Origin of the sequence: Empedobacter sp. UBA7620 (assembly GCF_002484185.1) — a bacterium.
In the GTDB taxonomy this organism is placed as follows: Bacteria; Bacteroidota; Bacteroidia; order Flavobacteriales; family Weeksellaceae; genus Empedobacter; species Empedobacter falsenii_C.
The window spans coordinates 81,936-100,528 of sequence record NZ_DLJI01000060.1; the positions used below are offsets into that span (position 1 = coordinate 81,936).

The 18,593-nt window shown below is 31.1% G+C and carries 18 protein-coding genes; 13 read left to right on the forward strand and 5 right to left on the reverse strand.

Annotated elements, in window-relative coordinates; translation table 11 throughout:
• Window positions 1-274 precede the first annotated feature (274 nt).
• The 7 genes from B2217_RS15810 (at window position 275) to B2217_RS15840 (ending at window position 7,455) form a co-directional block, all read left to right on the forward strand.
• A complete protein-coding gene (locus tag B2217_RS15810; RefSeq protein WP_244957948.1) occupies window positions 275-1,465 on the forward strand; it encodes an HD domain-containing protein in 1,191 nt (396 codons plus the stop codon).
• Window positions 1,466-1,552: 87 nt separating this feature from the next.
• Window positions 1,553-2,578 (forward strand): UDP-3-O-(3-hydroxymyristoyl)glucosamine N-acyltransferase, encoded by a 1,026-nt coding sequence (gene lpxD, locus B2217_RS15815; protein WP_180904673.1) that lies wholly within the window; start codon window positions 1,553-1,555, stop codon window positions 2,576-2,578.
• Between the two features lie 6 nt (window positions 2,579-2,584).
• A complete protein-coding gene (locus B2217_RS15820; protein WP_135835139.1) occupies window positions 2,585-3,973 on the forward strand; it encodes a bifunctional UDP-3-O-[3-hydroxymyristoyl] N-acetylglucosamine deacetylase/3-hydroxyacyl-ACP dehydratase in 1,389 nt (462 codons plus the stop codon).
• A 17-nt stretch (window positions 3,974-3,990) separates the two neighbouring features.
• Window positions 3,991-4,776 (forward strand): acyl-ACP--UDP-N-acetylglucosamine O-acyltransferase, encoded by a 786-nt coding sequence (gene lpxA / locus B2217_RS15825; protein WP_115002092.1) that lies wholly within the window; start codon window positions 3,991-3,993, stop codon window positions 4,774-4,776.
• 19 nt (window positions 4,777-4,795) lie between these two features.
• The gene (efp, locus tag B2217_RS15830) at window positions 4,796-5,362 is read left to right on the forward strand and encodes an elongation factor P (RefSeq protein WP_038336113.1); all 567 of its coding nucleotides are present in this window, start codon (window positions 4,796-4,798) and stop codon (window positions 5,360-5,362) included.
• A 287-nt stretch (window positions 5,363-5,649) separates the two neighbouring features.
• On the forward strand, window positions 5,650-6,675 hold the full coding sequence (locus tag B2217_RS15835) for a T9SS type A sorting domain-containing protein (RefSeq protein ID WP_180904672.1): 1,026 nt from the start codon (window positions 5,650-5,652) through the stop codon (window positions 6,673-6,675).
• A 123-nt stretch (window positions 6,676-6,798) separates the two neighbouring features.
• Entirely contained in the window at window positions 6,799-7,455 is a 657-nt protein-coding gene (locus tag B2217_RS15840; RefSeq protein ID WP_180904671.1) for a SanA/YdcF family protein, read from the forward strand.
• Window positions 7,456-7,501: 46 nt separating this feature from the next.
• On the opposite strand, the gene menD is transcribed toward B2217_RS15840, so the two are convergent.
• Both menD and fabG read right to left on the reverse strand, forming a co-directional pair.
• Entirely contained in the window at window positions 7,502-9,172 is a 1,671-nt protein-coding gene (gene menD / locus B2217_RS15845) for a 2-succinyl-5-enolpyruvyl-6-hydroxy-3-cyclohexene-1-carboxylic-acid synthase (RefSeq protein WP_180904670.1), read from the reverse strand.
• Window positions 9,173-9,254: 82 nt separating this feature from the next.
• Window positions 9,255-9,998, reverse strand: coding sequence for a 3-oxoacyl-[acyl-carrier-protein] reductase (gene fabG / locus B2217_RS15850; RefSeq protein WP_038336119.1), 744 nt, complete (start codon window positions 9,996-9,998; stop codon window positions 9,255-9,257).
• Window positions 9,999-10,143: 145 nt separating this feature from the next.
• Here fabG and B2217_RS15855 point away from each other — a divergent pair, with 145 nt between their 5' ends.
• Together B2217_RS15855 and B2217_RS15860 are read left to right on the forward strand one after the other, a co-directional pair.
• Window positions 10,144-10,527 carry a hypothetical protein gene (locus B2217_RS15855; RefSeq protein WP_180904669.1) on the forward strand — a complete coding sequence of 128 codons (384 nt, stop codon included), beginning with the start codon at window positions 10,144-10,146 and terminating at the stop codon, window positions 10,525-10,527.
• Window positions 10,528-10,623: 96 nt separating this feature from the next.
• Window positions 10,624-11,001 carry a hypothetical protein gene (locus B2217_RS15860; RefSeq protein ID WP_180904668.1) on the forward strand — a complete coding sequence of 126 codons (378 nt, stop codon included), beginning with the start codon at window positions 10,624-10,626 and terminating at the stop codon, window positions 10,999-11,001.
• A 59-nt stretch (window positions 11,002-11,060) separates the two neighbouring features.
• Here B2217_RS15860 and metK read toward each other — a convergent pair whose 3' ends face one another.
• Entirely contained in the window at window positions 11,061-12,320 is a 1,260-nt protein-coding gene (gene metK, locus B2217_RS15865) for a methionine adenosyltransferase (RefSeq protein ID WP_180904667.1), read from the reverse strand.
• Window positions 12,321-12,647: 327 nt separating this feature from the next.
• Here metK and B2217_RS15870 point away from each other — a divergent pair, with 327 nt between their 5' ends.
• Both B2217_RS15870 and msrA read left to right on the forward strand, forming a co-directional pair.
• Entirely contained in the window at window positions 12,648-13,109 is a 462-nt protein-coding gene (locus B2217_RS15870; RefSeq protein WP_115001022.1) for an Lrp/AsnC family transcriptional regulator, read from the forward strand.
• A 65-nt stretch (window positions 13,110-13,174) separates the two neighbouring features.
• The gene (msrA, locus tag B2217_RS15875) at window positions 13,175-13,708 is read left to right on the forward strand and encodes a peptide-methionine (S)-S-oxide reductase MsrA (protein WP_180904666.1); all 534 of its coding nucleotides are present in this window, start codon (window positions 13,175-13,177) and stop codon (window positions 13,706-13,708) included.
• 28 nt (window positions 13,709-13,736) lie between these two features.
• Here msrA and B2217_RS15880 read toward each other — a convergent pair whose 3' ends face one another.
• A complete protein-coding gene (locus B2217_RS15880; RefSeq protein ID WP_180904665.1) occupies window positions 13,737-15,092 on the reverse strand; it encodes a DEAD/DEAH box helicase in 1,356 nt (451 codons plus the stop codon).
• Window positions 15,093-15,201: 109 nt separating this feature from the next.
• Between B2217_RS15880 and argS the strand changes: the two genes are divergently transcribed.
• Complete coding sequence (gene argS / locus B2217_RS15885) at window positions 15,202-16,974, forward strand: arginine--tRNA ligase (RefSeq protein WP_291123151.1); 1,773 nt, start codon at window positions 15,202-15,204, stop codon at window positions 16,972-16,974.
• Window positions 16,975-17,037: 63 nt separating this feature from the next.
• Window positions 17,038-17,508 carry a DUF1810 family protein gene (locus B2217_RS15890; RefSeq protein WP_135835150.1) on the forward strand — a complete coding sequence of 157 codons (471 nt, stop codon included), beginning with the start codon at window positions 17,038-17,040 and terminating at the stop codon, window positions 17,506-17,508.
• Between the two features lie 34 nt (window positions 17,509-17,542).
• Here B2217_RS15890 and B2217_RS15895 read toward each other — a convergent pair whose 3' ends face one another.
• Complete coding sequence (locus B2217_RS15895; protein WP_291123155.1) at window positions 17,543-18,343, reverse strand: T9SS type A sorting domain-containing protein; 801 nt, start codon at window positions 18,341-18,343, stop codon at window positions 17,543-17,545.
• Window positions 18,344-18,593 lie beyond the last annotated feature (250 nt).

The window sequence follows — 18,593 nt, forward strand, 5'->3', positions numbered from 1 at the left end:
TTATATTTTTATTTTTTATATTGATTTCTACATTTTAGAATTATTCCAAATATAGCGATAACGGAAATGTTAAAATCAAAATTGTATGTTAAACAAAATTGGAGTTTTCCCAAAATTTGCGATGATTATTTAGCATAAATAATTCCAAAAATGATTTTTATCTAAAATATTTTATAAAAACCATTCTTAATCAAAAAAGTAACGTTCAGAATGAGTAAAAATTCTTATCTTTGCCGATAAAATAGTACGTTTGAATCCATTAAACAATAATAAGTTGAAGATAGTAAATGATCCAGTTCATGGATTTATTACGATTCCAAACGAGCTTATTTATCAGATTATTCAACATCCATATTTTCAACGACTTCGTAGGATTTCGCAAACGGGTTTAACAGAATTAGTTTATCCAGGAGCCAGACATTCTCGTTTTCATCACGCTTTAGGTTGTATGCATTTGATGCAAAAAGCCTTAAATATTCTCAAAAGAAAAAACGTCGATATTACTCCAGAAGAAGAAAATGGAGCTTTAATTGCAATTTTATTACACGATTTGGGACATGGTCCTTTTTCTCATTCTCTTGAACATTCTATCATTAATGGTTCGCATCACGAAGAAATTTCGCTTCGTTTGATGGAAGAATTGAATCAAATTTTTGATAATCGATTAGCTTTAGCTATTCAGATTTTTAAAGGGAATTATCCGAAAAAATTCTTGTCGCAATTGGTTTCTAGTCAGTTGGATTGTGATAGAATGGATTACTTGAAACGCGATAGTTTTTACACAGGAGTGGTAGAAGGAAATATCAATCCAGAACGAATTATCTCGATGATGAATGTCTCGAATGATGAGCTGGTGATAGAAGCAAAGGGAATTTCGTCGGTCGAGAAATTTTTGATGGCGCGTATGTTTATGTACATGCAAGTGTATATGCACAAGAAGTCGTTTACAGCAGAGAATTTTTTGATTAGCGTTTTGAGAAGAGCAAAAGAATTGACAAAAGCGGGAGAAAATCTTTTTGCTACGTTTGCTTTTAAATACTTTTTAGAAGAAAATGAAGTAGGAAGTTTATCGAAAGAAGGTTTAGAAATTTTTACGCGTTTAGACGATTCGGATGTTTTATCAGCGATAAAAGAATGGCAGTTTCATGATGATTTAATTTTGAGTAAATTATCCAAAAATATTATTCAGCGTACATTACCAAAATCATATTTGATGGATACAAAATTATCTGAAGAAGAAATTTTGGTTGAAAAAAATAGAGTAGAAAAAGCTTTAGGAATTGATGATGCAAGTTATTTTGTAGAGCAAACAACGATAAAAATTGTTCCCTACGAAAAATCAAAAAGTCCGATAAAGGTTTTATATAAAAATGGTGAGGTAAAAGAAATTTCGAGTTCAGAAAAAAGTTTGTTAACGCAATTTTTGCAACAAGAAATTACAAAATATCATTACCACAGCGTTTAAATAGTGATTTGAAGAATTTGACAAAAAAGTTAAATAACTTAAATAATCATTTTATAAATTTAAGAATAATTATTAGTTTTGCAGACTATGAAATTTAAAGCTGCAGAGATTGCGCAATTATTGCAAGGAACCGTAAAAGGTGATGCAAATGTAGATGTTTCCACATTATCGAAGATAGAGGAAGGAAAAGAAGGTTCGATTTCGTTTTTGGCTAATCCGAAATACGAGCATTTTATCTATACAACAAACGCTTCTATTGTGATTGTGAGTAAGGATTTTGTGGCAACAGATTCTATTTCGTCTACATTGATTGTGGTTGAAGATGCATATCAAGCCTTTACACAGCTATTGCAGTATTACAATACGATAAAAAATAATAAAGTTGGGATAGAAGAATATACGAAAGTAAATTCTACTGCGCAACTAGGAGATAATGTATATGTTGGAAGTTTTTCTTATATTGGAGCTAACGTTTCGATTGGGAATAATGTGAAAATATATCCAAATGTAACGATTGGCGATCATGCTAAGATTGGTGATAATAGCGTTTTACATTCGGGCGTACAAGTGTATGAAGAGTGTGAAATTGGTCAAAATTGTATCATTCATTCTAATGTTGTGATTGGTGCTGATGGTTTCGGTTTTGCGCCAAATCCAGATGGTTCTTTCGAAAAAATTCCTCAAATAGGAAATGTTTTGATTGAAGATAATGTCGAAATTGGAGCAGGATCAACAATTGATAGAGCAACAATGGGATCTACAATTATTCGTAAAGGAGTAAAATTAGATAACCAAATTCAAATTGCTCACAACGTTCAAATTGGTGAGAATACTGTTATTGCTTCGCAAAGTGGAGTAGCAGGTTCTACAAAAATTGGACGCAATTGTATGATTGGAGGTCAAGTTGGTATCGCAGGACATTTGACAATCGGAGATTTTGTACAAGTACAAGCTCAGAGTGGTATCAATGGAGATGTAGAAAGCAAAACGCAATTGTATGGTTCGCCAGCAATGGATGCATCAAGCTTTAGAAAATCGTACGTACATTTTAGAAAGTTTCCAGAAATTGTGAAACGAATCGATAAATTAGAAAAAGAGAACAAACAAAAGTAAAAGTTAATGTCTGATAAACAAAAAACTTTAGCGAATGAAGCCGTTCTAAAAGGTGTTGGCTTACATACAGGTAAATTTGTTACCTTAACATTTAAACCAGCTGAACCAGATACAGGATTTGTATTTGTTAGAACAGATTTAGAAGGTCAACCTCAAGTAGAAGCTGATGCACAATATGTTGTGAGTACAGCTCGAGGAACAACTTTAGAGAAGAAAGGAGTTAAAGTACATACAACAGAGCACGTTTTGGCGGCTTTGGTAGGTATGGATATTGATAATTGTTACATTGAAATTGACAATGCGGAACCACCAATTATGGACGGTTCTTCTCGTTTTTTCGTTGAAGCAATAGAATCTGCTGGAATTGTAGAGCAAGATAAAGACAGAGAATATTATAGAATTAAAGAAATTGTAACGTACGTAGATCCAGAAACAGGGTCAGAAATCACTGCGATTCCTGCAGATGAATACCAAGTTACAGCAATGGTAGATTTCGGAACGAAAGTTTTGGGAACTCAAAATGCAACTTTAACATCTATCAAAAACTTTAAACAAGATATCTCTCAAGCAAGAACATTTTGTTTCTTACATGAGTTAGAGCAATTGTTGGAAGCTGGTTTAGTAAAAGGTGGAGATTTAGACAATGCAATTGTTTATGTTGACAAAGAAATTACGCCAGAAACAAAAGAAAAATTATGTAAAGCATTCAATAGAGATGATGTTTCTATTCGTCCGAATGGAATTTTAGATCATTTGACTTTACATTATCCAAACGAAGCTGCTCGTCACAAATTATTAGATGTTGTGGGAGATTTGGCTTTAGTAGGTAAAAAATTGAAGGCTAAAATTATTGCAACAAAGCCTGGACATCATACCAATACAAATTTTGCAAAGAAATTAAGCAAACAAATTAAATTAGCGCAACGTAACAAAGTGCCAGAATTTGATTTGACAGCAGAACCAGTTTATGATATTAATGATATCATGAAGTTATTACCACATCGTCCACCATTTTTATTGATTGACAAGGTAATTTCTAAAAGTGCAACAGGTTTAATCGGCGTGAAAAATGTAACGATGAACGAGCCTTTCTTTGTTGGACATTTTCCTAAAGAACCTGTTATGCCAGGTGTATTGCAAATTGAAGCAATGGCGCAATTAGGAGGTCTATTAATTTTAGGAGAATTAGAAAATCCTCAAGATTATTCAACTTATTTCATGAAAATTGAAAGTGCTAAATTTAAACGTAAAATTATTCCAGGAGATACATTGGTGTTTAAATTAGAGTTGGTTGAACCAATTAGAAGAGGAATTGTTCATATGCAAGGAATTGGATATGTGAACAATCAAATCGCTGTGGAAGCAGAAATGATGGCAGTTATTACAAAAGAATAATTAAAGAAATGGAAGTTATGAATCATCCGATGGCATATGTTCATCCAACTGCAATAATAGGTGAAAATGTTACAATCAGCCCTTTCTCTTCTGTTTACGAAGATGTAGAAATTGGTGATGGAACATGGATTGGTCCTAATGTAACAATTATGTCAGGAGCGCGTATTGGAAAAAATTGTAAAATTTATCCAGGTACAGTAATTTCTGGTGAGCCTCAAGATTTGAAGTACGAAGGTGAAAAAACTTTAACATATATTGGTGACAATACAACGATTCGTGAATGTGTTACTGTAAACAAAGGAACTAATGCATTAGGTTATACTAAAATTGGTGACAATTGTTTGATTATGGCAACTGCGCATATCGCGCACGATTGTGTTGTAGGAAATAATGTCGTAATCGTAAATGCGGTTGGTTTAGCAGGACATATAGAAGTTGGAGATTTCGCTTTTATTGGTGGTTATAGTGCGGTTCATCAATTTACAAAAATTGGAGAACATGCTTTTGTAGCTGGTGCGACACAAATTCGTAAAGATGTTCCTCCGTACGTTAAAGCAGCAAAAAATCCTGTTGCTTATGCGGGAGTTAATGCAATTGGATTGAGAAGAAAAGGTTTCACATCAGAAGAAATCTTCGAAATTCAAGGTATTTACAGAATCTTATATCAACAAAAAAATAACGTATCTCAGGCTGTAGAACAAATCTTAGAAAAATTCCCAGATTCACATTATCGTGAAGTAATCCTTGATTTTATCAATACAAGTGATCGTGGAATTATGAAAGGATATAGCTCGGGAGTTTAATAAAATAACAATAGAATAAATGGCAACAACTTCTGATATCAGAAAAGGTTTATGTATTATTTTTAATAATGATACGTATAAAATTATCGAATTTTTACACGTAAAACCAGGTAAAGGACCTGCTTTCGTTCGTACAAAATTAAAATCATTAACTAATGGAAAAGTATTAGACAATACATTTTCTGCTGGTCATAAAATTGAAGAGGTTCGTGTAGAAACACGTAACTACCAATATTTATATGAAGATGATAATGGTTTCCACTTCATGAATAATGATGATTTCTCTCAAGTTTATTTAAACAAAGATTTGATTGATAATTCACAATTTATGAAAGCTGGTGACGAAGTAAAAATCTTGTTCCGTGCTTCTGATGAAACAGCTTTAGCAGCTGAGTTACCAACTACAGTTGTAATGGAAATTACATACACAGAGCCAGGTCTTAAAGGTGATACAGCTACAAATGCTACAAAACCTGCAACGACAGAAACTGGTGCTGAAATTCGTGTTCCTTTATTCATTAACGAAGGTGATAAAGTGAAAATCAACACAGAAGATGGTTCTTATGTAGAAAGAATTAAAGAATAATATATTCTGAACAATTATAACAAAAAATCCCTCTAATTAATTAGAGGGATTTTTTATTTTCTAATTTTTTTTCAAGATATTTTCTAATTTATTTCTAAATACAATATTAATCAAGGATTGTATCCAATAGTTTGAATTTATAGTTTAATAGCTATTAAGTTAATAATTACATATATAAACGTTTATTTGTATCTTATTGCAGTTGAGTTTGTTATGATAATAATCAGATTTTTGTTCATAATAAAATTTTAGCTTTGCATTATTAAACAACTTAAATTTTTATGATTATGAAAAAACTTTTATTTTTTGTTACGCTATTAACATCAATGTTAAATGCACAAACCGTATCTGATTATGTAACTGTATCTGGAAACCCTACGGGAATTGTCTTCGATTCAAAAGGTATACTTTATGTGGGAACAGAATCTGATTATGGTATAAAAAAATTTGAAAATAACTCTTTGACAACTCTTAAAACAGGAATGAATGGTCAACCAAGACAATTAGCGATTGACTCTTTTGGAGATATTTGGGCTTCTTTTCAAGCTTTAGGAAGTATTAAGTCAATCAATTCTTTGACAGGAACATCGGTTTCTTATCCTGCTTATTCTGCTTACGGAATGGCTATTGATCCTATATCAAAGAATATTTATTTTTCTGAAGAAAGAGATGGTGTAATATCTGTATTTGATTTAAATACAATAGAAATTACTAATTTATCTCATTCGATACAAGGGGCGAGAGGACTTGTTTTTGATAAAAACGGAAACTTATATGTAGCTTCTGTTAAAGACAATAAAGTATATAAAATTACACAAAATGGTATATTGTCTACCGTTGTTACAAATGTGAAAAATCCTTCTTATTTGGCATTAGATAAAGATCAAAATTTATATATTTCAACTGATTATGCAGGTAAAATTTATAAGTATAATTTATCAGAAACTACTACTGAAGCAGATTTATTTGTTTCTGATTTAGGATATACAAACGGGCTTGCTGTTTATAATGATGAATTGTATTGCGCATTAGTCTCTAGAAATAAAGTAGTAAAAATAAGTTTATCAGATTTGAGTACAGCTGAAATTTCAAAAAATGAGATGGTTATTTATCCAAATCCAGTAAAAGATTTTCTAAATATAAACATTGAAAATAATAACTTGAAAATAGAATTATATTCAATGGATGGAAAGTTAATTTTAACAAAAGAAAATACAAAACAAGTAAATGTATCTTCTCTTTCTAAAGGAACTTATATCTTAAAAGTAATAACAGCTGATAAAACTTTTACGCAAAAAATTTCCAAAAACTAAAAAAATAATTAGTTAATAATTTTTAACAATTATATAGAAAAGTAGCTAATTTTAGCTACTTTTTTTATTAGTTAAAATCATATTAATCGTGTATTTTAGCTAAGAATCAATCGAATTTATTGTATGAAAATTAAAACCAAAAAGTTTCTGAAAAAATCTTTTTATACTTTACTTATTTTTGGTGTTTTAAGTCTTTTGTTTACAGCTTTTGCGAATTATAAAATAGAAAACTCTACGGAAGAATTTGTCACAGATAAATTAGAAATTTTACCTAAAACTAAAGTTGCGGTTGTGTTGGGAACTGCGCCAAATTTGGTGAGTGGTTATCAAAATTATTACTTCACGTATCGTATAGAAGCAGCAACAAAATTGTACCAATCAGGAAAAGTGACGCATTTTATTTTGAGTGGAGATCATGGTCGAAAAAATTACAACGAACCTGAAGCGATGAAACAAGCTTTGATAAAAAGTGGAGTTCCAGAAAATGTGATTTATTTGGATTATGCAGGTTTTAGAACTTTAGATTCGATGATACGTGCAAAGGAAATTTTTGGACAGAATGAATTTATTATAGTTTCGCAAGAATTTCACAATCAACGAGCAGTTTACATTGCACGTCAAAAAGGAATTAATGCATATGGTTACAATGCGAAAGATGTCAATAAACATGCTGGATTAAAAACAAATATCCGTGAATATTTTGCCCGAACGAAAGTTTTTATTGATAGCTTTTTTGGTATTCAACCAAAATTTTTAGGAAAGAAAATTGAGATAATTTAAATAAAAAAAAGAGAAACCAAACAAATTGATTTCTCTTCTAATATTTTTACTTCAAACTACTAAAATATCCTCTTAAAATAGCATCGTTAGCAGAATTTCGTGTATCAATTTCTAAAATCTTCGGGCGATTACTTTCTGCATAAAAATCGTTGGACGAATTTTCTAAATCTGTTAAATTCGAAACAACATTATATTCAAAATCATACATTTTAGCTAAATGTTCGGCAGTGAAATGATGTTTTGTTTCAAAATAATCTTCAACTACATCTGTTTCAGAAGGGCCAGGAATAAATTTGAAAATATTTCCGCCACCATTATTAATCAAAATAATTCTGAAATTATTCGGCATATTGACATTCCACAACGCATTCGAATCATAGAAAAATGAAATATCTCCTGTAATCATCACCGTATTTTGACCAGAAGCGATACAAGCGCCAATTGCTGTCGACGTAGAACCATCAATTCCACTTGTTCCGCGATTACAGAAAACAGGATTCGAATTGTTATGATCGAACAATAATCCGTAACGAATAACGGTAGAATTTCCGTACTGAATTTGCCAATTTTCTGGATAATTTCTGATAATAGAATCAAATGCTTTCAAATCACAAAACGGAATCATATTGATGTAGTTTTTGTGTTTGATATTATTCGCTTCTCGTATCGAATTCCATGTAATGTAATATTCAGATTCTTTTGGATTGACAAACGGAACAAATTGTTCTAAAAACAATTCAGGTTTTGTTTCTATTTTATCTGTTAATGCTTGGAAAGTATCTGGTTGCCAATATTCGTCCAAATGCCAATGTTGCGTTGGTTTTTGATCGCGTAAGAATTTTTTTATTTTTTTTGAAACAACATTTTGCCCAATTGTCAATAAAATATCAGGTTTCAACGCTTCTAATTCTTCTTCCGAATAAGGGAAAATAACTTGATCTATTTTATTGAAAAATCGTTCATCATGAATATTTGACGTCACTTCTGTCAAAACAACAACCGAATCATCTTGGGCTAATTGTTTTACAAAATGATCAAATTTGGCATCAGGATGATGTAATCCGACCAAAATCATTTTACGTGTCGAAGCATTCCAACGTTTCATAAAATCAATTACATCAATTTCTGGATAATCTTTTGCAGGAATTGTAATTGTATCAATTTCAATATCTGGCGTTGTTACAGATTCGTACAAAGGTTCAGAAAAAGGCATATTGATATGAATTGGCGCAGATTTGTGCATACAATCAATCAACGCATATTTCGTCAACAACATATTTCTTGTCAAATCGTCTGTTTCTTCACTTTCGGAAAGTTGAACATTATGAACAGAATGTTGCTCGAATAAATTATTTTGACGAATAGTTTGTCCATCAAAATTATCAACTAAATGTTCGGGACGATCGGCAGAAAGTACGATTAAAGGAACATTCTGAAAAAAAGCTTCCGTAATTGCTGGGTAATAATTTGCCGTTGCCGAACCAGAAGTACAACAAACCACAACAGGTTTTTGAATTTGCTGAGCCATTCCCAAAGCGACAAATCCAGCCGAACGTTCGTCGATTACACTATAAGTTTTGAAACGTTTGTCATTCGCAAATTGCATGGTTAATGCTCCGTTTCGAGATCCTGGCGATAATACGATATGATCAATTCCGAAAGCCAAAAAAGTTTCAGCAATCAATTGAACATTTAATTTATTTGATATTTTTCTCAACGTAGTTGTCTTAAATTATAAAAGGTTTTGATTAGCAAATTTACTAAACAAAACCTTTCAAAAAGTATGATATTTTTAAGAATTAAGTATGTAAACCTCCGTCTACACTCAAAACTTGTCCTGTTACATAACTTGATAAATCTGAAGCTAAGAATAAACATGCATTTGCAACGTCTTCTGGCTGTCCTCCACGTTTTAATGGAATTCCATTGCGCCATTCTTCAACCACTTTTTGATCTAAAACTTCTGTCATTTCAGTTTCGATAAAACCTGGTGCAATTGCATTACAACGAATGTTACGAGAACCTAATTCTAACGCAACAGATTTAGAGAAACCAATTAAACCAGCTTTAGATGCAGCATAATTTGCTTGTCCTGCATTTCCCTTGATTCCAACAATAGATGACATGTTCACGATAGATCCAGAACGTTGTTTCATCATTGGTTTGATCACTGCTTTTGTTAAGTTGAAAGCCGAATTTAAATTTGTTTGAATTACTTTTTCGAAATCCTCTGCAGACATTCTCATCAACAAATTATCTTTCGTAATTCCAGCATTATTAATTACAATATCAACTTGACCAAACTCAGCAATTACATCTTCTACTAATTTTTGAGCAGCTTCGTAATCAGAAGCATCAGATTGATATCCTTTTACTTTACCGAATTGTCCCAATTCTTCTTCCAAAGCTTTAGCTTTTTCTACAGAAGAAGCATAAGTAAAGGCAACGTTAGCGCCATTTTTCACAAAAACTTCAGCAATACTTTTTCCAATACCGCGAGTTGCGCCTGTAACGATTGCTGTTTTACCTTGCAATAAATTCATGTTTATAGGTATTATATATTGCTTCAAAAATACGATTTTTTGTGAGAGTTAAAAATGTTAAAAAATACTTTATCAATTTTATTTAACATTTTATGGTATTATAATTGAAAATATTGATTGTTATAACCAATAAAAAAATAAAAACATGAAGAATCTATTGAAATTTTTGGCGGTAACATTTTTCGCCTTATTTGTATTCACAGCTTGTAATGATGATGACGATCCGGCAAATAACGATTTTTTTGCAGGAACTTACAAAGGAAGTTTAAGTTATAAAGACGCGAATAATTCATTATCAACTCAAAGTGGTAGTGTATTTGTAACAAAAATTGCAAGCGGAACAAAGTATAATTTTGCTTTTTCTGATAAAATTCCAGATTTGAACGGTGTTGAGTTTGAAAAGAAAGGTGACAATACTTTGGTGAGTGTTGGAGCAGATGAATTATCTTATATTAGAATTGATAATGCTAAATTGACAATTCTTTACACAAAAGACGGTAAAACTTGGACTGCAAATGCAACAAGATAATTTTTAGGAATAATAATAGAAAAGACGTTCAGTAGTGAGCGTCTTTTTTTATACAATATTTTGAGCTGAAAATTGTTAAATATAAAATGATGTTTTATGAGAACGATTGTATGTTTTGCTTCATTATTAATGATGATATTTTCTTGTAATAATGAGGATGATAGCCAGAATACTATTTATAAAGAAAAATATGAAAGACGATTTATTATTTTTCAAGATTCTTTAGGAGGAATTGTACAAGATAGTGGATTAGTGCAAGTTTCTCAATCTAAGAATTTATATAAATTTGATTTTATCACATCTCAAAAAATTGATCCGATAGAAAATATTCAAATGGAAATGACAGGAAGCAATTCGTTAAGAAACGTGGGTTGGACACCAACAAAACTGATTATGCTTTCTAGAGATAGTATCAATATTTCTTACAAAGAAGGAAAACGATATTGGTTAGTCAATTCGATTAGTAAAAATTAATCATAAAAAAATCCACTCAATATTGAGTGGATTTTTTAGTATGATTTAAAATTTTCAGATTATAATCCGAAAGCTGTTTTAATTTGATCTACGAAGTCTAATTTTTCCCAAGTGAATAATTCAACTTCAACTTCAACAACATCTTGTCCATTAGCAGATTCAAAACGTTTTGAAACCGTTTTTGGATCTCTACCTAAGTGTCCGTAAGATGCAGTTTCTTTGTAAATAGGATTTCTTAATTTTAATCTTTGCTCGATAGCGAAAGGCTTCATATCAAAGATTTCAGAAACTTTTGTAGAAATTTCTCCTTCTGTTAACTCAACTTTTTGAGTTCCGAAAGTATTTACTAATAAAGAAACTGGAGCAGCAACACCAATTGCATAAGAAACTTGTACTAAAACTTCGTCAGCAACACCAGCTGCAACCAAGTTTTTTGCAATATGACGCGCAGCATAAGCAGCAGAACGGTCAACTTTTGATGGATCTTTTCCTGAGAAAGCACCACCACCGTGAGCACCTTTACCACCATAAGTATCTACAATAATTTTACGACCAGTTAAACCTGTATCTCCATGAGGTCCTCCAATAACGAATTTTCCTGTAGGATTGATATGATAAGTAATACTATCTGTAAATAAATCGCGTAAATGAACAGGTAATTGCGCTTTAACACGAGGAATTAAAATACTTACTAAGTCATTTGTAATTTTATCTCTCATAGCTTCTTCGTTAGCGAAGTCATCATGTTGAGTAGAAATTACAATTGTATCGATACGAACAGGTTTGTTGTCATTATCATATTCAATTGTTACCTGAGATTTAGCATCAGGACGTAAATATGGCAATAAATCTTTTTCGTATTTACGGATATGCGCTAATTCTTTCAATAATCTGTGCGATAAATCTAACGCCAAAGGCATATAGTTTTCAGTTTCACTTGTAGCATAACCAAACATCATTCCTTGGTCACCAGCACCTTGCTCTTCGTCAGATTGTCTGTCTACACCTTGGTTAATATCTGGAGATTGCTCGTGAATTGCAGATAAAATTCCACAAGAATTTGCATCAAACATATATTCACTTTTCGTGTAACCAATTTCAGCAATTGTTTCTCTTGCTACACGTTGTAAATCAATGTAAGAATTAGATTTTACTTCACCTGCTAAAACAACTTGTCCAGTTGTTACTAAAGTTTCACAAGCTACTTTACTTTTTGCATCAAATGCTAAAAAGTGGTCAAGAATTGAATCAGAAATTTGATCGGCAATTTTATCAGGATGCCCCTCAGAAACTGATTCTGACGTAAATAAATATGACATTTCTATACTTTTTTTAAATGATAGAGGAAAGGAGAAAACTGAAGTCCTGTTTTAGCAATTGTTTTATGAGGTTGCAATCAGTCAAATCATTCCTCTCGATTTTTTTCGAGCTCAAATATACAATGAATAATATGAATAATGAAAGATATTTAACATTTATTAGTATATAAAAATTATAGAGTTTAACTTTTTATCTTTTTTAGAATAGAACAAAAACGGTGTGTTTTAATAAATTATAAATATATTTTCTGTAAACGTTTATTTTTTTTACTCTATATAGATAATTATTCAAAATAATATTGTTACTTTAGAAAAAAATTAATTGAAATGAAATTTGACACTCTCGATCAACAACTGCTAATGTATCTACAAGAAAACAGTAAAATTACCTATAAAGAATTATCTGATAAGTTAAATTTATCGTCAACCGCAATTCATGAAAGAATCAAGAAATTAGAAAAGTCAGGAATTATTTCTAAATATGTTGCGCTTGTAAATAGAAGATTAATTAACAGAGAGCTTTTGGTATTTAGCCATATTAAGTTACAACAACATTCTGCTGATAACATCAAGATTTTCGAAAACGAAATTGTGAATTTAAAAGAAGTTCAGGCGAGTTATCATGTAAGTGGTGATTACGATTACATTATTAAAATGTCTTTCGAAAATATGGACGAATACAGAGATTTTATGGTAAATAAACTAACAACAATAAAGGTAATTGGTAGTACTCACAGTACTTTTGTGATTGGTGATGTAAAAGATGATACCGCTTTCCAATTGGTATAAAAATATAAGAATGGTTCTGATAAATTAGAATTTTTTTTGATTGAATAAGTAAAAATAGAGAAGACATGAGCAAGGAAATAGCAGTTTTAGGAGCTGGTTGTTTTTGGTGTGTGGAAGGAATTTTTAATTCGATAAATGGAGTAGAACAAGCTATCTCTGGATTTGCAGGAGGTAATGTAGAAAATCCTACTTATCGTCAGGTTTGTGATACAGATACAAATCATGCGGAAGTTGTTGAAATTACTTTTGACAATGAAGTGATATCGTACAAAGAATTATTAGAAATTTTTTGGAATATTCATAATCCAACACAGTTAAATAGACAAGGAAACGATGTTGGTACACAATATCGTTCGAGTATTTTTTACACATCAGAAGAACAAAAAAAGCAAGCAGAAGAATCGTTAAAAGAATTTGATAACGGAACTTTATATGAAGATAAATTCGTTACAACAATAGAGTCTTTAGATAAATTTTGGCCAGCCGAAGATTATCATCAAGGTTATTACAATGAAAATCCGGATCAGCCATATTGTTCGGCAGTTGTTGGACCAAAAATTGCAAAATTTAAATCTAAATTCAAACAGATTTTAAAATAAGAAAAGCGACCAATCGGTCGCTTTCATTTTATTTTCCTTTTTTGCGTGCTTTCGCTTTTTGTTTTTGCTGACCACGGTTTTTAGGTTTAGATTTTGGTGGTTTACGTTTTGTAGGACCTCCCAAATTCACCTTTTTATTTTTATCTTTTTTCTCGTGAAATGCTGCACCACGTTCTTCAATTTTTACAGTTGTAAGCTGTTTCATTTTTACAACATCTTTCTCGAATTCACGTTTTACAGGATTGATTTTTACTTCATCTTCAGGGAAAGGAATCTCTTCAATCTCTTTATCCATCAAGGCTTCGATATCATCTAAACGCTCAATTTCTTTTTCAGAAAAATAAGAAATTGCTTCACCTTTTTTATCCGCACGTCCTGTACGTCCAATTCGGTGAATATATTGTTCTGGAACATCTGGAATCTCGAAATTGATTACATGTGTAACATCTGGAATATCTAAACCACGAGCCATAATATCAGTTGTAATAATTCCTCGGTATTCATCTCTGGTAAAGGCTTCCATTGTTCTCAAACGATAATTTTGAGATTTATTAGAATGAATTACACCAAATTCATCTGGATAAATTTCATCTAAATGATTGAAAATTAAATCAGCATGTTTTTTATTGTTTGCGAAAATTAAAACTTTCTCAAATTTAGCTTTATCATCTAATTGATGAACAATTAAATTCAATTTTGTATTGAAATTCTCAACAGAAATAGCTGATTGAGAAATTTTTTCTAAAGGAGTTCCCGAACGAGCCAACGAAATTTCAATAGGATTTTTGAAATATTCGTGCAACATATCATCAACCTGATCTGTCATCGTTGCAGAAAATAAAATGTTTTGACGTTTATCGCTCATCATTGTAAATAAATGAATCAGTTGCGGACGAAAACCTAAACTCAACATTTCGTCAAATTCGTCAACTACTAATTTTTTCATTTCTTTGAATGATAAAACATTGTCAATCGCCAAATCTAAGACACGACCTGGTGTTCCAACCAAAATATCAACGCCTTCATACACCAATAATTTTTGTGTATTGATGTTTACACCACCATAAATTCCTAAAACACGAACATTGATAAATTCTGTTAATTGCTCTAAAATATCGGTAACCTGAACAACTAATTCGCGTGTCGGAACCAAAATAACAATCTTTGGTTGATTCGTTTTAGAGTATTGATATGTATTTAACAAAGGCAATAAATAAGCCATTGTTTTACCTGTACCTGTTTGGGCAATTCCCATTATATCTCGTCCAGAAAGAATCGGTTTGAATGATTTTTCTTGAATTGGAGTAGGGGTTGTGATATTCAACTTTTCTAAAGCCGAACTCAATTGTTTTGTTAATTCGAAATCCGCGAATGTAGCTTTCATTTTGCAAAGATAAGTTTTCTTGATGACTTCTTAAAAACTCAATGTGCAATCCGTTCAAATTCGTTGAAACTTCGTACTTTTGCATTTCGATTAAGTAAAAAGGAATAAAATGAGTTTAAAACAATACATCACGCAGAATGTTTTAGAAGCGATTCAAAACGTTTATCAAATTAACCCTGAATCTGTTGAAATTCAGTTTACAAGGAAAGAGTTTGAAGGTGATTATACATTGGTTGTTTTCCCATTAATCAGAACTTTGAAAGGTAAACCAGAAGAAATCGGTTCTAAAATCGGTGAAAATTTGGTTGAAAATAATAAAATTACAGCGTTTAATGTTGTAAAAGGTTTCTTGAATATGAGTTTAAGTTCAGTAGAATTTTTAGAAAATTTTACTCAAAATGCTCAAAATTCAACTTTTGGAATTACAAAAGTTGATGAAAATTCGAGAACGGTAATGGTAGAATATTCATCGCCAAATACAAACAAACCTTTGCATTTAGGACATGTTCGTAATAATTTGTTAGGATTTTCGGTTTCTCAAATCATTGAAGCAGCAGGAAATAATGTGATTAAAACACAAATTATCAATGATCGTGGGATTCACATTTGTAAATCGATGATTGCTTGGGAAAAATTTGGAAATGGTGAAACGCCAGAATCTGCAAATATGAAAGGCGACCATTTGGTTGGAAAATATTATGTGGAATTTGACAAACATTATCGTCAAGAAATCAAAGAATTAGAAGCGCAAGGAAAAACGGAAGACGAAGCGAAAAAAGAAGCTCCAATTTTCTTAGAAGCACAAGAAATGCTGCGTCAATGGGAAGCACATGAACCAAAAGTTATTGAGCTTTGGCAAAAAATGAACGGTTGGGTGTATGATGGTTTCGCTAAAACGTACAAACGTCTTGGTGTTGCTTTTGACGAATATTTATACGAATCGAATACCTACATTTTAGGAAAAGATATTGTTGAAGATGGTTTAAACAAAGGTGTTTTCTACAAAAGAGAAGATGGTTCTGTTTGGATTGATTTGACTGCAGAAGGTTTGGATGAAAAATTAGTTTTACGTTCAGACGGAACTTCGGTTTATATCACACAAGATTTAGGAACTGCAGTAGAGCGTTTCAAAAATAATCCAACGTTAGAAGAATTAACGTATGTTGTAGGAAATGAGCAAGATTATCACTTCAAAGTTTTGTTCTTAATCTTGAAAAAATTAGGTTATTCTTGGGCTGATGCTTTACATCACTTGTCTTACGGAATGGTTGATTTACCAAACGGAAAAATGAAATCTCGTGAAGGAACAGTTGTAGATGCAGATGATTTGATGCAAGAAGTTTATAATACAGCAAAAGAGATTTCTGAAGAATTAGGGAAATTAGACGGAATGTCTGATGATGAAAAAGCTGAGTTGTACGAAACAATTGCGATGGGTGCTTTGAAATATTACATTTTGAAAGTAGATCCTAAGAAACGTATTTTATTCGATCCGAAAGAATCTGTTGATTTTAATGGAAATACAGGACCTTTTATTCAATATACTTTTGCGCGTATTCAGTCATTATTGAGAAAAGAATCCCCAAAAGAATTTGATGCAAATGCAATTGAATTGAATGATGCAGAAAAAGAAATTATTCGTGCATTATACGATTTCGAAGATACGATAGAAAAAGCAGCAACAGAAATGAGCCCTGCTTTGATTGCAAATTATGTGTATGAGTTGGTGAAATTATTTAATTCATTCTACCAAAATAACCCAATCTTGAAAAATGAAGATGAAAACGTGAAAAATTTCCGTTTATATCTTTCTCAATGGGTTGCAAATACAATTCAGAATTCGTTACGCTTGTTAGGAATTGGTGTTCCAGAAAGAATGTAATCGACTTATAAAATAAATAAAATGCCTCATCAATTTGGTGAGGTATTTTTTTAACTTTACAATATGAAAATAGGAGATTTACTGAAACAAAAAGATCCTCACGATAAATTTAATTTGAAACGATTTCACGATGCGCAAAGTTTTGTCTACGATGAAATCTTAATGGAAGTTCATGCAGGAAAAAAGCAAACAAATTGGATTGTTTTTATGTTTCCTCAATTAGTTGGATTAGGTTCGAGTGATTCGTCATTAGAATTTTCGATTTCTTCGAAAGAAGAGGCGAGAGCTTTTGTGAAAGATGAAGAACTTTGGGGAAATTATTTAGAAGTTTTATCTGTATTATTAATGCAACATAAAGGCGTAATTCCGCAATTAATTTTCGGAAAAAATGATGCAATGAAACTGAAATCAAGTTTGACATTATTCAACTTCATAGTTCCGAAAGAAAAAATTATCAAAGATGTTTTGAAGTTTTTTTATGCAGATCAAGTCGATAAAAAAACATTAAGTATATTGAAACAAATGAATAAATAAAAAAATCTCGCAATTGCGAGATTTTTTTATGAGATTATTTTTTTACAATAACTTTTGTTGAGGTAACTTCATCATCAGATTGAATATTAACTATATAATTTCCATTATTTAAATCAAAGTTAATGTCTTGAGAAGAGCTTAAAGATTTTACTAAACTTCCGGAGAAATTATAGACATTGATTTTAGTATTTGTGTTTTTTAAGTTGGAAATAAAAATCTTTCCATTAGAACTTATAACTTTTACAGAATTTTTTGTTGATACGTTTTTTGTTGATAGAGTAGAGGTTGTTCCTAGCTTTCCGTCATAAACTTCTACTTTATATATATTTAAAGCTTGATCACCTCCTAAATAAATAGTTCCTGCACCTCCCTTATACTCAATGTAATCGGTTGCAATATTGTCATTACCATTTACATCAATTTTACTAATAACTTCTTTTCCATCTGTTATATATAATGTTCTCGTTCCAGAAGAGCTTCCTGATTTAAACCAAACTTTTATTTTAACTGGTTCTGTGACAGAAAAGAATAAATATCTTTTCGATGGAGAGATAAAAGAAGTTTCAGTAGTTTCGTAACTTCCTCCGTTTAATTTTAATCGCTTCGTTCCTTTCCATGTGTCTGGAAATGTAGCATTATTGCTTTCAACAACTCCCATATTTGTAACACTTGCGCCAGCAAATAAGCCTAGGTTATCAATAATTTTAGTTTCAGAATAACCAGTAGATTCATTATTCCATGTACTAAAGTCCCATGATTTAGTTAATGTTTGAGCATTAACACTAAGTGACATTATCGTTAAAGATAATGCCGAAAAGATTAAAGATTTCTTCATAATTTCAATTTTTTTTGTGATTTATATTAATGTAATCGTTTGCATAAAGTTAAATATATTATTTAATTTTCCAATAAAATTCATCTAATTAGTGTAAATATGACGCTTTAAAATAAATGTGTGAATAATTATATAAGTTATTGATTAATAGAATAATTATTTTCAACTGTTTTTTATTAATAATTTAAAATAATTATTAATATTGTATGAAATACACGATGTGATTTTGTGTGAAAGTAAAAATTTAGAT

Bases quoted from the DNA above. Each gene is read 5' to 3' on its own strand.
- fabG (WP_038336119.1), bottom strand. From the start codon at position 9,998: ATGAATTTATTGCAAGGTAAAACAGCAATCGTTACAGGCGCAACTCGC.
- B2217_RS15895 (WP_291123155.1), bottom strand. From the start codon at position 18,343: ATGAAGAAATCTTTAATCTTTTCGGCATTATCTTTAACGATAATGTCA.
- B2217_RS15820 (WP_135835139.1), top strand. From the start codon at position 2,585: ATGTCTGATAAACAAAAAACTTTAGCGAATGAAGCCGTTCTAAAAGGT.
- B2217_RS15890 (WP_135835150.1), top strand. From the start codon at position 17,038: ATGAAAATAGGAGATTTACTGAAACAAAAAGATCCTCACGATAAATTT.
- B2217_RS15870 (WP_115001022.1), top strand. From the start codon at position 12,648: ATGAAATTTGACACTCTCGATCAACAACTGCTAATGTATCTACAAGAA.
- B2217_RS15880 (WP_180904665.1), bottom strand. From the start codon at position 15,092: ATGAAAGCTACATTCGCGGATTTCGAATTAACAAAACAATTGAGTTCG.
- B2217_RS15860 (WP_180904668.1), top strand. From the start codon at position 10,624: ATGAGAACGATTGTATGTTTTGCTTCATTATTAATGATGATATTTTCT.
- metK (WP_180904667.1), bottom strand. From the start codon at position 12,320: ATGTCATATTTATTTACGTCAGAATCAGTTTCTGAGGGGCATCCTGAT.
- lpxD (WP_180904673.1), top strand. From the start codon at position 1,553: ATGAAATTTAAAGCTGCAGAGATTGCGCAATTATTGCAAGGAACCGTA.
- msrA (WP_180904666.1), top strand. From the start codon at position 13,175: ATGAGCAAGGAAATAGCAGTTTTAGGAGCTGGTTGTTTTTGGTGTGTG.
- B2217_RS15835 (WP_180904672.1), top strand. From the start codon at position 5,650: ATGAAAAAACTTTTATTTTTTGTTACGCTATTAACATCAATGTTAAAT.
- B2217_RS15855 (WP_180904669.1), top strand. From the start codon at position 10,144: ATGAAGAATCTATTGAAATTTTTGGCGGTAACATTTTTCGCCTTATTT.
- argS (WP_291123151.1), top strand. From the start codon at position 15,202: ATGAGTTTAAAACAATACATCACGCAGAATGTTTTAGAAGCGATTCAA.
- efp (WP_038336113.1), top strand. From the start codon at position 4,796: ATGGCAACAACTTCTGATATCAGAAAAGGTTTATGTATTATTTTTAAT.
- lpxA (WP_115002092.1), top strand. From the start codon at position 3,991: ATGAATCATCCGATGGCATATGTTCATCCAACTGCAATAATAGGTGAA.
- B2217_RS15840 (WP_180904671.1), top strand. From the start codon at position 6,799: ATGAAAATTAAAACCAAAAAGTTTCTGAAAAAATCTTTTTATACTTTA.